This is a genomic window from Pseudomonas sp. GM78 (assembly GCF_000282475.1).
Classification (GTDB): Bacteria; Pseudomonadota; Gammaproteobacteria; order Pseudomonadales; family Pseudomonadaceae; genus Aquipseudomonas.
Genome location: NZ_AKJF01000055.1, coordinates 26,460 through 40,070, shown reverse-complemented (window position 1 = coordinate 40,070; position 13,611 = coordinate 26,460). Strand labels below are relative to the sequence as shown.

The 13,611-nt window shown below is 59.1% G+C and carries 16 protein-coding genes; 3 read left to right on the top strand and 13 right to left on the bottom strand.

Going from position 1 to position 13,611, the window contains the following annotated elements; translation table 11 throughout:
* The 13 genes from PMI35_RS26225 to PMI35_RS26280 all read right to left on the bottom strand — a co-directional run bounded on the left by PMI35_RS26225 (position 1) and on the right by PMI35_RS26280 (position 12,050).
* Positions 1-996, bottom strand: coding sequence for a major capsid protein (locus tag PMI35_RS26225; RefSeq protein ID WP_008056048.1), 996 nt, complete (start codon positions 994-996; stop codon positions 1-3).
* Positions 997-1,057: 61 nt separating this feature from the next.
* On the bottom strand, positions 1,058-1,402 hold the full coding sequence (locus PMI35_RS26230) for a head decoration protein (protein WP_008056046.1): 345 nt from the start codon (positions 1,400-1,402) through the stop codon (positions 1,058-1,060).
* Positions 1,399-2,559, bottom strand: a complete 1,161-nt coding sequence (locus PMI35_RS26235; protein WP_008056045.1) for a head maturation protease, ClpP-related — start codon at positions 2,557-2,559, stop codon at positions 1,399-1,401. The genes PMI35_RS26230 and PMI35_RS26235 overlap by 4 nt, the downstream gene beginning before the upstream one ends.
* Positions 2,556-4,037 carry a phage portal protein gene (locus tag PMI35_RS26240; RefSeq protein WP_008056043.1) on the bottom strand — a complete coding sequence of 494 codons (1,482 nt, stop codon included), beginning with the start codon at positions 4,035-4,037 and terminating at the stop codon, positions 2,556-2,558. The genes PMI35_RS26235 and PMI35_RS26240 overlap by 4 nt, the downstream gene beginning before the upstream one ends.
* Positions 4,037-4,243: a phage head-tail joining protein gene (locus PMI35_RS26245; RefSeq protein WP_008056042.1), complete on the bottom strand. Its 207-nt coding sequence runs from the start codon at positions 4,241-4,243 to the stop codon at positions 4,037-4,039. The genes PMI35_RS26240 and PMI35_RS26245 overlap by 1 nt, the downstream gene beginning before the upstream one ends.
* A 1-nt stretch (position 4,244) precedes the next feature.
* On the bottom strand, positions 4,245-6,260 hold the full coding sequence (locus PMI35_RS26250) for a phage terminase large subunit family protein (protein WP_008056040.1): 2,016 nt from the start codon (positions 6,258-6,260) through the stop codon (positions 4,245-4,247).
* A gap of 4 nt (positions 6,261-6,264) precedes the next feature.
* A complete protein-coding gene (locus PMI35_RS26255) occupies positions 6,265-6,822 on the bottom strand; it encodes a hypothetical protein (RefSeq protein WP_008056039.1) in 558 nt (185 codons plus the stop codon).
* Between the two features lie 142 nt (positions 6,823-6,964).
* Positions 6,965-7,315: a phage holin family protein gene (locus PMI35_RS26260; protein WP_008056035.1), complete on the bottom strand. Its 351-nt coding sequence runs from the start codon at positions 7,313-7,315 to the stop codon at positions 6,965-6,967.
* A 177-nt stretch (positions 7,316-7,492) separates the two neighbouring features.
* The gene (locus PMI35_RS26265) at positions 7,493-7,975 is read right to left on the bottom strand and encodes a hypothetical protein (RefSeq protein ID WP_008056033.1); all 483 of its coding nucleotides are present in this window, start codon (positions 7,973-7,975) and stop codon (positions 7,493-7,495) included.
* Positions 7,976-8,303: 328 nt separating this feature from the next.
* The gene (locus PMI35_RS26270; protein WP_008056031.1) at positions 8,304-11,000 is read right to left on the bottom strand and encodes a bifunctional DNA primase/polymerase; all 2,697 of its coding nucleotides are present in this window, start codon (positions 10,998-11,000) and stop codon (positions 8,304-8,306) included.
* The gene (locus PMI35_RS26275; protein WP_008056023.1) at positions 10,997-11,203 is read right to left on the bottom strand and encodes a TraR/DksA C4-type zinc finger protein; all 207 of its coding nucleotides are present in this window, start codon (positions 11,201-11,203) and stop codon (positions 10,997-10,999) included. Before PMI35_RS26275 ends, PMI35_RS26270 begins: the two co-directional genes overlap by 4 nt.
* On the bottom strand, positions 11,196-11,684 hold the full coding sequence (locus PMI35_RS0132335; protein WP_032831422.1) for a phage regulatory CII family protein: 489 nt from the start codon (positions 11,682-11,684) through the stop codon (positions 11,196-11,198). Before PMI35_RS0132335 ends, PMI35_RS26275 begins: the two co-directional genes overlap by 8 nt.
* 138 nt (positions 11,685-11,822) lie before the next feature.
* The gene (locus PMI35_RS26280) at positions 11,823-12,050 is read right to left on the bottom strand and encodes a transcriptional regulator (protein ID WP_008056019.1); all 228 of its coding nucleotides are present in this window, start codon (positions 12,048-12,050) and stop codon (positions 11,823-11,825) included.
* Positions 12,051-12,149: 99 nt separating this feature from the next.
* Between PMI35_RS26280 and PMI35_RS35630 the strand changes: the two genes are divergently transcribed.
* The 3 genes from PMI35_RS35630 to PMI35_RS26295 all read left to right on the top strand — a co-directional run bounded on the left by PMI35_RS35630 (position 12,150) and on the right by PMI35_RS26295 (position 13,609).
* The gene (locus PMI35_RS35630; RefSeq protein ID WP_274517852.1) at positions 12,150-12,896 is read left to right on the top strand and encodes a LexA family transcriptional regulator; all 747 of its coding nucleotides are present in this window, start codon (positions 12,150-12,152) and stop codon (positions 12,894-12,896) included.
* A gap of 138 nt (positions 12,897-13,034) precedes the next feature.
* Positions 13,035-13,241 (top strand): hypothetical protein, encoded by a 207-nt coding sequence (locus PMI35_RS26290; protein WP_008056016.1) that lies wholly within the window; start codon positions 13,035-13,037, stop codon positions 13,239-13,241.
* Positions 13,238-13,609, top strand: coding sequence for a hypothetical protein (locus tag PMI35_RS26295; protein ID WP_008056014.1), 372 nt, complete (start codon positions 13,238-13,240; stop codon positions 13,607-13,609). Before PMI35_RS26290 ends, PMI35_RS26295 begins: the two co-directional genes overlap by 4 nt.
* The last annotated feature ends 2 nt before the right edge of the window (positions 13,610-13,611 follow it).

The following is a 13,611-nucleotide window of genomic DNA, read 5'->3' as shown; positions in this document are numbered from 1 at the left end:
TCAGAGTTCCAAAAGGATCTGAGCGCGGGGTCGCGTGCACAGGTGCAGCGGGTTGGACTGGGCTTCACCGGCCATGCCTTTGTTGAACGGCAGTGGCTCGATCATGCTGTAGTACGGAATGCCCTGGGTGTTGACCGTTTCCATGTAGTCGGCCGGGGCGAACACCGAGATATACAAATCCGGCACGCCCTCAGGGACCAGCAACGCCTTGTCGTCGTGCACGAACGACACACCCGCGACCTTTCCACGGTAGCGCTCCCAGATAATGCCGCCAAACTCGAAGCTCTCCCGGGCATCACCACGCAAGGCCGCTGCTTGCTGGCTGTTGAGGTAAGTCTCCTTGACCGCCTTGTGAACGATCAGCTTGTTCCAGAAATTCTTACCGCAGAAGGCACGGGAACTGGTGCTGGTGACGCTGCCCAGCGCATCCTCCTGCATATCCAGCGCTTCGCCACATTTGACCCGCAGCTCGGTAGCCGGATCGGCCAGGCCCATGGGCAGCTTCTGTCGCTGCACACCGAAGCGATCATAAAGGTCCAACAGCACCGTCGAACCATCGGCATCAAGGATCAGGCCGTTGAGGGCGCCCATGCGCTGGAACTCATGCGTCGCGTCCAACTGACGACGTGCTTTCGCAAGGCGAGCATTGACCACGTCTTGCACCGCCTGCAATTCGGTGCGGGTACCGAAGGCGCGAATGCCCTGGATCTCGTCGGCCTTGATGGTAAAGCGTTCGGGCAAGTGCACGGTGTTGAATGGAATCAGGTTGCGCTTGCTGGCTGCGACCACCAGGCCAGAACTCCCCCGCTCACCGGCCGGTACCAACGCCAGGGTGTCTCCATCCTTTTCAATCTGTACGGTCAGGGTCGTGACACCTTCTTCGCGAAACAGACCCAGCGCGCTGATGCGGCCCGGCAGGTAAGGTTGTTCATTGAGTGCAGCGGTGAGCGCGGTAACGGTGAACGCTTCGTCGTCAAAAATGGCGATATCGGCCATGGGGACTCTCCAGAAATGAAAAACCCCGCTCAAGGCGGGGGCATAAAGTTGACTGATTAACTTATCGGACGATCAGGAAATGGGCGGCCAAATCTTTTTCAGCGTCGGCGTCGAGCCCCGTCAGGTGCGCTTCGCTGACTTCCGCCAATCGCACCACCGCGCGACCACGGCGCACCACATCCGACTCACCCAGCGGACCGAAGAGAATCGCTACCGCTGTCTCACTGCCATCGTCGGCAGCCGGAGCGTACGGCGCGAATTCACTGGTGGCCGTCACCAGGCCGAGAATCTGGCCCGGGTACAGCGCCGGGCCGGCGGCGACGTTGATCGACTCACGCGAAATGTTCCCAGCGCCTTCCGACAGGAGAAACTCACCAGCGTGGATGGGTTCTTTTTTGATGGTCATGGTCTTGCTCCTTTCGCGCCGTGCGCAGTTCCGGATTGAGCGGCTTGTCGAGCGGCCCAGATCGAAGTGGGATCGGGTTGTTTGGCTAGCACCTTCGGCGCCGGGTCATTGTCCAGCGGCAAACTGTTATCGATTTCGAAGCCCTTGCCACTGGTGACGATCTTGTCGAACAGACGCGCTCGAACGGCCGCTGTATCCAGCCCTGCCGCAACGTACTCGGCACTAAACTCCGGCAAGCGAGCGGCCACACAAAGGTCATTCACGGCCTTGGCGCGGGTCAGTCCGGCCTGGACGATCGCTTCGCTTTCGAGCTTGGTGGAATTCAGCAACGGCTCAACCAGGTTGCTAATACCTGACTCGGCGCAACGCTGGGTGATCATCAAGGCCAGCTTGGCCGAGTCGACCACGGGTGGTGTCTGAGGTGGATCGTCCAGCACAGGCTCAAGCTCCGGATCCGGCTCGGGCGCCTCGTCCAGCTGGGCCAGCAAATCCGCCGGCGCGTGTTGGTAACGCTGAAGCACAGCGCCTTGGCCGAGACACGCTTTGACCGTGACACCGTCGCCGATCTCATCAGCCAGGCCCAGCGCCACCGCCTCACCAGCGGTCAGCCAGGTTTCAGCGTTGACCATCCGCCGTAGCTCGGTTTCGTCGATGTCCGGGGCCTTGGCCTTGTAGGCCGCGATGATCGCCTCCAGCGTCTGGTCCAGCACATCGGCGACTCGGCGAAAGTCCTCCGCATCACCACCGGTATAGGTATAGGGATTGTGGATCATCAACATCGCATTGGACGCGATCACCACCCGGTGCGCGCCGCACACTGCCACGCTGGCGGCACTAGCGGCCAAAGCATCAATGCGGCCGGTGCAGCGTTCACCCAGTCTCGACAATGCGTTGTGCATGGCCAGGCCATCGAACAGATCGCCGCCGATACTATTGAAGGCCGCGATCACCGGCGAGACGCCGTCGTCCATGGCTCGCAGGTCCTGCACAAACTGATTGGCGGTGATGCCCCAGGTACCGATCTCGCCATACACGAAGACCTCGATTACTCGCTCGGCGGCCTCACCGCTGACTTGCAGCGCGTACCAGGTTTTATCCTGCACCTGCACGCGCTTGCCGGCGCGGTTGTAAACGCGCGGTCGCGCTTTTTTGCTCATGGTTGCTCCTTATCGTCGATGGGGACGAAAGTATCGAGAGTGGTGTAACTGAGACCCAGCGTCGTGGCTCGGGCGAGATCGGCGGCGTTTTCGGCGTCGACTGTTTCGGCGTCGTAACCAGTGCGCAGGACCATCTCACTGCGCGAGGCGAAGCCGGCTTGGACTTCCATCCGCCGCGCCTGGACGTCCTGCACCGGCTGGATGTAAGCCCAGCCTTGCGGCACCCAACGGGTTCGAAGGTATTCGCGTCGGCGCTGGGCATAAGCGTCCAGGCGCAATACGCCGGACAGCACCGCCATGTCCATCCAGGCCGCCCGCACTGGGCGACACAGCTGGTGCACGTACACGCTGAACTGCAGTTGTTCCAATCGACGGCGGAACTCGTTGAGCACGACCCGCAACGCCCGGTCATTAACCTCGCGCATATCGCCGGTGAGGATTTCATACGGTGTTCCGGTACCGGCAGCGGCTGCCATCAGTTGCTGTCGCATGAAGTCGGGGTAGTTATTGCCCGCGTCTGGCGGCTTGGAAAACTCGACCTCTTCACCTGGTCCCAGCTCCTGCATGGTGCCGGGTTCCAGTGCGACCATCGGCGTGAAGCCGTCTCCATCCAGACTCAGCGGCTGGCCGGTGACCGGATCCCTCGGCACAGGACCTGAGTCCGGCGCTGGCCGACTGATGAAACCGGCAAACAGGTTGGCCACTTCCTGGCGGAACAGCACCGCGTCATCGTAGTTGTCGAGGCTGCGCAGGCGTTTGAGCACCGGTGACAAGCGCGGCACACCACGCAACTGGCCTGGCTCGACCGGCTCGAAGATATGCAGTACCTGCGCCGCTGGCACGCGAACCAATCGGTTGTAGCCGGCGTTCAGCGACGAGGCGTCGCGCGGATGCGACAGGTACATCCAGTACGCCACGCGCTTGCCGTCGGGTGTGAACTCGATCCCGGCGCGAATGACGTTACCGTTTTTGGTGGTTTCGAACTTGTCGTGCGGCACGAACTCCGGGGCCAGTATCTGCAGCTGCAACGGCACCGCCAGGCCTTCATTAAGACTGCGCGGCCGGAGGCGCACGAAGCATTCGCCCGAGGTTTCCACCGTGCGCGCGACCAGCGCCTGCTGGCCGTTGAAGTCGGTGCGCTCATCAGCATCAGACTCATCGACCCAGTCATCCCAAAGCTCCTGCAGTAATTTACGCAGAGCTTCGTCGTCGGTTTTCGGTCGCGGGGTAATGCCGGTACCGATTAAGTTGCTGACGCGTTTGTCGATCACGTTATAGGCGTACGGGTCATTGCGAACCGCTGCCCGGGAACGAGAACGCAGGTTGCGCAGTGCCGGGGTGTTGATGCTGTTGATCCCGTTATCCGGAGCATCCCAGCCAGTGGAGCGGCGGCCCTCTCCGGCGCCTTCGTAACTGGCCTTGATGTTCGACGGCAACACGAATCCGTTACGGGTCAGTGTCGGAAAGTGACGGGCCATCAGAGTCCCTTGCCTCCGTGGTATAGCCGAACCACGCGAGAGCGCGGCCCGGCAGCGCTGATCAGCGATGCGCGGATTTCTTCGCGCGCTTTAAGCAGTTCGTCGATGGTGCGGTATTCCACGGTACGGTCGGTGTAGCGCACGACTTTTTCACCGCGTGCGATGGCCGTCTCAACCGCGTCGAGGTGCTTTTGGGTAAAGGACATATCAGCGTCTCTTCAGGTAACCGCTGGTGGAGCTGCGGCGTTGAGGTGGCGGTGCTGCCGGTCGCGATTGCACGATCGGAGCAATAGATTGTGGAGCCGATTGCGCTGCAGCAACGGGTGATGCTGGTCCAGTGATGCGTTCGCCTTGAACAGGCTTGATACCCATTGCGTCGTCGAACAAACCCGACTGCGCCAGGGACTGACGCACTCGCTCCCAGTCGTGCTCCTTGTAACGGTTGAGGCCCAGGTAATGCGCCATGGCCAAGCAATACACCATCAAGTCGAGTGCTTCGTTTCGCTCGGCCTTGCCCTTGACCCACTCAATGCGTTTGTGTCCGCGTATGTAGCGCGCAACCTTGCGCTCCGCGACGCACTGGTCGAAGAAGTCGTCCGGCAGGTCATTGGCAAAGTGCAGTGCACCCGGGCCAGATTCGAACGGATAGCGGTTATAGATCCAGTCCTTGGCCGTGTCGGTACCGACGAACCACAGCTCGGCGCCGTTGCGTTCGGTCTGGCCCTTCCAGGTCACGTCGACCATCGACGGACGCTGAGCAATCACCGGCTTACCAGGCTTGCTCGCGCCCTTGATGGCGAACACATTCCTCCAGCGGCGAACGCGGCAGAACTGATAGACCTCATCGGTATGGTGGCCACCGGAGTCGACGGCTACCGCGAGAATGCCAAGTCCGACACCACAGGGGTGGCGATATTTAGCCTTGAGCAATTCGTCTAACGCAGCCCAGGTACGTTCGTCAGCAGGATCACCGGCGACGATCTGGAAGTCGACAACCCAGCGTTCCATACCGACACCCCAGCCCATCGCCATGAACTCCAGGCGGTTGGCCTGAACGTCGACAGAGCCAGTGAGCATCAGCACCGCGGACGGCAGCGAACCGAGGGCGTAGCCTTCCAGCCGCGCCCGTGCTCGCAATACATCGGCCTTGGTTTGCTCTTGCGCGCTGTCCCACACCTTCGCCAGGCGGGTGTTGTAGAACACCTGCATCGGTTCAAGGTCGCCTTTGGCCTGGGCCTTTTTGGCCTTTTCGAACTGCTTGGCCAGCGACTTCCAGTCCATCCAGCCGAGCGGCGAATACAGCGCATTGAGGTGGAAGCCGACTGTCTCGCCATCACCTTCAGCATGAGCACGCCACTCACCCTTGGCGAGCATTTCACCCTTGTGGTACTCGTCGATCAGCACGTCGCACTCAGGCCCAGCACACTGGTAATGCACCACACTGTAATCCTTCGAGTAATGCAGTCGTTCCCATTCGAGGATTTGCATGTGCCCGCAAGTGGGACACGGCACGTAGTAGTAACGTTGGTCGCTGCCCTCGAACAGATCAGAGATACGCGATGCGCCCTTGATCGTCGGTGAGCTGGAAAAGTAAAACTTCGCATTGCGGCCGAACGTACTGCCCCGCGTTTCCGCGAGTTCAATAGGGTCGCCCTCTTCGCCGATATCCACTTCCCAACGGTCAATCTCGTCACCGTATACGTAGCGCGCCGACAGCTCCGACAGGTTGGCTGCCGAGCCCGCTGTGGTCACGTACAACGAACCACCCTCGAACTCTTTGGTGTCCATGGTGTTGCGTGAGTCCCGCGAGCGACTGGAAGCCACCCGTTCGCGCAGTACCGGTGTGGCCTTGATGGTTTTACCGATCCGTGAAGACACCCGCTTGGCCAGGCCCAGGCTCGGCAACAAGGTCAGGATGTTGGATGGCGCCATGTGGATCAGGCCGCCGATCCAGTTCAATGCGATCTGCGTTTTCATCAGTTGCGAGGCCACCATGGTGACCACGCGCTTGCAGGGGTGAGCCGGCGACAGACAACGCATCGGCTCGCGGGCATACGGTGTACGTGAGGTGCGGTACTGGCCGGGCTCGGCGGCGCCGGTGTCACGCGGAATACGCATGTACTCATCGGCCCACTCATCGACCCAGACGTCCGGGTCAGGATGCAGCCCACGAAAATACGCCTCCCGATACACCTCTGCACCGTTAGGGATTTCCGTGGGCATTGGATTAACTCGCGGTCAGGGCGTGTTCAAGATCCGCCGAGGACAAGCGTTCTGCATCCTCAAGCGAGCGACGGATAGCCGCCGTCAGGTGCTTTTCGATTTGCCAGGGATCAGTCATAACGGCGAGCTCCGGTGCGAGTTGTGGTGGCATGCCCAGCAACTGGTCTCGCAACAGGCGGCCCGCGTTGTAAGCACCCGTTTCCACCGCGATGCGCTCGACGAGAGTGCCTTGTTGCTTAAGAAAATTGGCTTGCTCCTGCAGAGCCAGGTAGTGCTCCCGCAGAGCTCGGGATTTCTGAAAGTCCGCCGCCTGCCCGACTTGCGGCACCGCAGGTTCTTCGGCGGCTATTTGAGCTTCCCGCTGAAGGCGAAGCCGGTCGTGTCGCTCGGCGACGGCTGCTTTGCTTGGGTCGGCAGACTCGGCCAGCAACGCTTCGGTGGCTTCCAACTCCACCTTGCCATCGTCAGTCAGCACCAGCCGATCCTGATTAGCCAACTTGGAAACATACGATTTGGCCCAGCCACGCCGTGCCGCAAACTCCGTTTTGCTGATTACGGTCATGAAGAAATGTCCTGTTCACCTAATGCATACGGGGAGTTCACCTGTTCACCCCAGTTCACTAAGCTGGTGAACTGTCCGCTAACACTTTCCCGCGGGTTTCCGACCCCGTACCCACCGAATAACCCCAGGGTCCCCGGCGATTTCATGCCTGCCCGCCACCGCTCGGCGGTGCCTCGCAGATCCCGGCCCGCTTTGCCAACCACCGAGCGTACAAGCCACTGGCGACATCGGCACCGAGACAAGCCACAACGCTACCTATTGCAGCAGCGGTCATCAGGCTGCAACTCAGCGCCGTGGCGAGCATCACAGTCGCCAGGCCAAACACTGCCGAGGCCCCGAAGCGCAGCAGCACCCGCTTGACCAACACCGGCACCGCCATCCCTGCCGCATCAGCACGCCACATCTCCCCGGTTAAACCGGCAAGCGCCACCAGAATCAGTAGCCAGGTAGGAAGATCGGCCAGCGACTGCTGCACCTCCTGTTCAGTCGACATGCGTTGCCTCCTCGGCAATGGAATGAAAAACCCCGCCGAAGCGGGGTTAGGTGACCGGCTCAGGGAGGGCCGGGTGAAGCGTGCACAGCACGTGCGAGGTCAGCGCCAAGGCGCAAATTTCATATCGTGGTGACTTTTTACCCCTTGAGTACGGAACCGAAAAGAGGACATTTTCGGTTATCCGACTCGACGCAACTTTGACGCAACTTTGAGGAGACTTTGAGGCAAAACGCCCCGACCAGCGGTTAGCCACTTACGGGCGTCAGCACGCTCGGCCAGCACTTCCAGCAACCGCTCATGCAGACGGTGCACCTGGTCGTAGTAAGTCTGTTTCGCTCTCGATTCCATCCCCAGCAGATGCAACTGCATCAGCCAAGTCGGCGCCGAATCATCACCGTAACGCAGGCCAGCCAATCGCATCAGCCGATCACCCTGCTCACCCTGACGCCCGACCTCCGACAGAGCAGCGGCGATCTCTTGTGCAACTGCATCAGGCCCTGCTCCAGCGCCGAGGATGACTCGGGACCCAGGCGTGCCGCGTGGTGCGCAGCCACCCCACTCCATGATCGTTGCCATCGGGCTACCCATGCCGCCGCTTTCGCCATTGAGTCGAAGTTGCTCACCCCAGTGCTTCAGCAGTACTTCCATTGCCTCGATCATCGCCCTACTCCCCCGAAAACCGAACCCGACACAAAAAACACCGAACCCGACACAAACCCAACACAAATCAAACCCTTTAAAATCAATAGCTTTAATCGAGTTGTGTTTAGTGTGTTGGGTTTGTTGGGTATTTCCGTCTTCGCATGAAAAAAATAATCAGCCATCAAAAACCGAACATCTAACGTCACACATGCGCGCACGCGTAGCGAAACCCAACACACTCGACACAAAGCCCGCAAACCGTCGAAACATAAGGCTTCAATCTGTGTGAGGTATCTGAAATCAACCCAACACACACCCGACACACCCAACACACTTTTAGATGCAGTCATGCGGCAGCCGCCTTGATGTGGTCCCAGCTGTCCACATGCCAGCCCGCAAGCTTCGCCTTGGCGCGCCAGTTTTCGACCTGCTTGCCCAGCTCGGCCGCCTTCAGTGATGGGGGCGGGGAAGCGGCCTGATCGACGGGAAAGAAGAACGCGCCAAAACGCCGGTTGCTGCCATCGGTCCAGGGAATCGCCCGCGTCTTATCGACCTCGGAACTGATGAACAGCGAGAACTTCGTCTGACTCATCACATGCTCTTTATTGCGCTGGCACCATTCGAGGAACAGCGAATAGAGGTCAGTCGACAGACACGGCCCCCAAAGCCCCTGGCCCAACTCGCTGTACTTCCACAGATGCAAAAACGTCTGCCATCCGGCCCGACTCAAGGCCACCAATCGTTCGCGGGCATCCGTCGAGGGTGGTCGTGTCCGCTGGTTGAAGTCGCCCAGATCGACCGACAACAACCAGCCGTATAGCGCCGCGACGCCACCCTGCTCCAGCTCTCGTCCGATCGCCTTTTGCCGTTCGACCGGCAAGGTTTCCATAGGCCACATCACCAGCATCCGTCGGTCACTATCGCTGATGGGCCACGGCAAAATTTCGTTGCTCAGGAACACCGCGTTCATGTGGTTGGCTTCCTCCCAACCGTTGATGAACTTCGATTCCATTCGCACCGTTTTGCCGGTGATCAGGTGCTTGATCTTGCCCACTTGGTTGTACCGCTGGTCACGGCTCACAACCTCTTCAAACACCGACCACAACTTGCGGCTTTGCCAGGCGTTGAAGTTGCTCTCCAACTGCGTCTGGCCGACCGTGGCCGCGTACTGGCCATACAGCATGCCCAGTGCATCGGCGAACAGCAGGCTTTTGCCCGAGCCTTCCATGATCGAGTGCATCAGTACCGCGGTGTCCATCTTGGCGCCCAGGTGTTGCAACGGGTACGCCAACCAGCGGACCAGCCATTGGGCCGCCGCTTCATCGTGGTTGCACAAAAACGAAATCAGCCAACGCAGATTGGTGCAGGCTTCATCATCCCTGACAGGTTCGAGCGGCAGGCCATCAAAGGTATTGATGTACACCGCAGGGTCCTTGCTCATGGTCGGATCAAACACGATGTGTTCGACATCCACGGTGCGCCGCTCACTGCTGTTGAGCCAAAGCGGATACGTGTCACCCAGCGCCATCTTCACGGCGCCTTCGGCAATACGCCGCTTCTTTTCCCGATCCCAGACATCCTTGGTGCCATCGATGTACACATACCGATCAGTCGGCGGCATACCGAGCGCGCCGCCCTTCTTACCCGCCATACGTCGCGCTTGCTCGATGTCGCGGACGTGTTCATCAGCAATCAACCGTTTGCCCATGTCGTCCAGCCACGCCTTGGCGAGCGGCTTGCCCACGCGCGCTTCAAATGCGGCCTTCTTCATCACCCGCGACTGGTCGCAGTCCCACACTTGCGTGGTGCCCTCGACCAGCGCAAAACGACGAAGTAAATGGTCTAGCGTCAGTGCCTCCCCCACCCCCCCGTCAGGAGCCGGAGCAGCCTCGCTGATGGCATCGTTCGCACAGCTCGGCTCGCTCACCTCATCGGATGGGGTCGGGGGAAGATCCTGCGGATCAGGCCGCGATGAACGCTGCATACCCAGCATACGCGCAGCGTCCTTCACCGCTTTCGACTGATCGCCGCCGTGCTCGAGCAAACAGAACACCTCGAAGGCGTCGTTCTGATGCCCATTCGCGAGCGGATCGGCACCGTGGTGCGAATAGACCTTGCCGTCTGCGATTGTCACACCTGGTAGGCCGGTGCTGCTCTGCGGGTAAAGCCACTTGCTACCCCGTTTGATATAGCCGTGAGTTCGCAGCAGTTCCTCGATGTCGTGGCAGCGGTTGAACTCGTCGATCACCGACGGCTGCTTACCCACCGCAGGTGCTGAACGCTTAATGACTTTCGCCGGCGCCGTGGCTGGCTTGATGGCCCAGGGGCAGGCTGCCTCGGCATCACGTTTGAAAAACTCCCAGCCTTGCCAGATGTTCAGCAAATCGACAGTCAGCGTCGGCAGGCCGTCGTTGGCGTTCGGTGGGGTTCTCCAGGTGTAAGGCTTGCCGGTACCCGGATGAATCGAAGGCGGAAACACGTCCTGTACCAGGCCAGCGCGAAGCTCGAACACCGTGAAGCGCTTGTACTCTTCAGCCTCCGCGCGCGCCGCAGCCTCCCCGACCACATCGCCCTGCTCTTTCGCAGCCTTGGCTTTATCCATCAGGCCTTTGTGAATCGAACCGTCAGAGTCTTTTTCATTCGGCCAGGAAAGAGAGTGCCGGGTCAGCTCAATGCCTTCCGGCACTTTGAACACGACCCGGAAGCGCGCAGGGTTACCAACAATAGTCGGATACACCAACGCCATGGCATCCAGATCGACACCCAGCAGCTCATACAACACGTGCCGCGTCCACTGAACGTCGTCGACGTCCAGCGAACAGACACGGCTCGGCCCGAGTACGACGCCGAGGTTGTGATTAGGGTTTCGTTGCCAGAATGCTTCAGCGGTGGCGGCATCAGTGATGTAACCGCCCGGTTTATTCCACCCCATGCCCTTCGGGTTTTTTTCACCTGGTTCAATGGATACCAAGGCGAAGTTGAAAGTATCGATGTAGCGTTTTGCCCATGTGGCGATGGCTATTCCTTTTGCCGGCTCAATCATCGCCGAACCTCCCGTAACCCCTGGCAGTCGACACAGGTTTGGCAACCTGCAATCGTCTGCTGTCGAAGTAACGGGATGGCTTCGTCGCAATCCACACAGAACTGCGCACTGACGCGGTTTGATGGTGCAAGGCGACGGCGCTGAAGAGCAACGTCGAGCAAGTACTGCGCCTGATCGTTGGCGCGATCGATTTCGTCAGCCATGGACACGATCCTCCATTGCCTGACGAGCGCCTGCCATGATGCCGAGAACTTCGCGGATCACATCCATGCCCTGCTTTTCAAGTTCGAGAACTTCGTGAAACTCCCATACGTTGTCGGCAGCACCATCGTGCATGGCAGCCACGAACTCACCGGTTTCGCCAAGCAACTTACCGACGGCCTTGAGGGCATCCCGCGTTGCTGGTACTGGCACCGGGCGATACCAGACAGCGCCGGCCGGGCGCATCAGCGCATCAAGTAAGCGCGAATCGCCAGTAAGTCTGATCAACTCTTCAAGCTCATCAGGGTTCAGCCAACGGCGCTCTTCATCGAGCTTGAGTTTCTTTTGAAGGGTGTCGTTGTCCAACACCATGTCAAAGGCAAGGGCGGTGATTCCGCCCTTGTAATCACGACCAGCGCGATAGATCGCCTGACGCAATGGAAGGACCGGACCAGCGTCCGGCAAAAGATCTGTGCGACTCATAACCGTAAATCCCCTATTTACGGTGTAGCCATAGACCAGGGCAGACCCTATCCTAAGACCACGACCGATGTACATGTGCTGTGTGTCGTCGTAGCTGAGCTGGGGGATCTTTGGTGAGAGGCCCCAGCTCGGCACCTTTTAAGCTCCTTTGGAGCCGCGCAAATAAGCCCAGTCGATATCTGCACGAAGCTGTTCGCAGGTGACTGAACCCGCAGACTCTCGCTCGATGCCTACCGCCAAAGCGGCGCTGGCCCTGCGATTGCCGTAAGCGACCTGTTTCAACTGGCCTACTGACGTACCGCATCGGCCCGCGAATGCATCCAGCGACGCCTTATCAAGACTTTTCAAATACTCGTGCAAGGTCATACACACCTCCTTCTGAGCGCCGAGATTAGCAATTGCTAATGCATTGAGCAATAGCAAACCGTAATTTACTGTTTGCTATCGGAAGGCGATGATTGGCGAATGGATATAAAGAAAATGCGAATTCAAGTTTTGCGCGACTTGATGGGTGAAAGAACCCAGAAAGAGTTCGCCGAGCATTACAACCTGGATGCCTCGTACCTTTCCCAGCTTCTCAATGGGCATAGATCGTTGGGCGAAAAAGCGGCGGCGAATCTTGAAGCGAAAATCGGCCTTGCTGAGGGAACCCTCACCACGCCATCTGTCTCGATGCGCGCCTCCGCAACCGGAACGCTGCCACCATCTGAGAATCAGTCAGTCGACAGCAATGCCTATTACCTCGGCCCAATCGACGTCTGGGACGACGATACCCCCTTGGATGATGACGAGGTTTACGTGCCTTTCCTTAAGGAAGTTGAATTGTCCGCGGGAAGCGGCCGGACTGCGGTTCACCAGTCCCACAAGCAAAAACTTCGATTCGGAAAGATGACGCTTCGGCGGCAAAACGTTCAGGCGAATGAGGCCGTATGCGTAACAGTTAACGGCAACAGTATGGAGCCTGTACTGCCACACGGCAGCACCGTCGGTGTTGATCAGGGCTGTACAACCATCACAGATGGAAAAATGTACGCGCTGAATCACGGTGGTCAGCTAAGAGTTAAGACGCTATACCGCTTACCTGGCGGGGGCTTGAGAATGCGCAGCTACAATCGTGAAGAGCATCCCGACGAAGAGTACAGCGCGACTGACCTCATCAAAAACGAGATCATCGTGATCGGTAAGGTCTTCTGGTATTCCGTGTTGCTGTAGGACCTCACGCATCAAAGAACCCGCCAAGTGCGGGTTTTTTTTGCTATTCGAAAAACTAATTTAGCATTTGCTATTGCAAGTTTATTTAGCCGTTGCTAATTTTGCACTCGTATCTACCTCTCACCAAGAGTACGAGCCATGCAATCCACACAGCACAGCAACACCCGCTGCCCGGTGTACCTGCACCCATCCGCATGCAGTAGCCGAGCCGCCGTTGAAGCGATTCAGCGCAAGACCGGGCTGCTGGTAATCACCAGCCCCAAAGGCCGCATCGAAGCCGTCAACTCATTCGACATTGTCGCAGTCGATAACAGCTCCCGGCCGTTCGGGGGTGACGCAGCATGAACAGCTATCTCATCCCACTGGCAAAACAAGAGCTTCTACACCACATGCTGCAGGTCGGCGGCGCCGCCGTATGCCCTCTTCAACGGCCAGAGCAAACCATCCATGCAAGCTTCGAAGTCGAGCTCACCGACACCACCGCCCTTATCAATGTTGATCTGGGCGGCCATACCGGCGAACTGACCCTCAAGCGATCAGACCGAGCCAACCACCTGCACCTGCGAGACTTCATTCAGGACATTGCGAACGGCCGGATTGAGTCGGCGCGACCCGCGCCACCAGAACAGTCCGGCCGACTGGCGCAAATTGATCAGGCACTGGCCGACTCGGAAGCATTGCTTGACCGCGTTCGCAAACTGATCGCCGCCTGAGG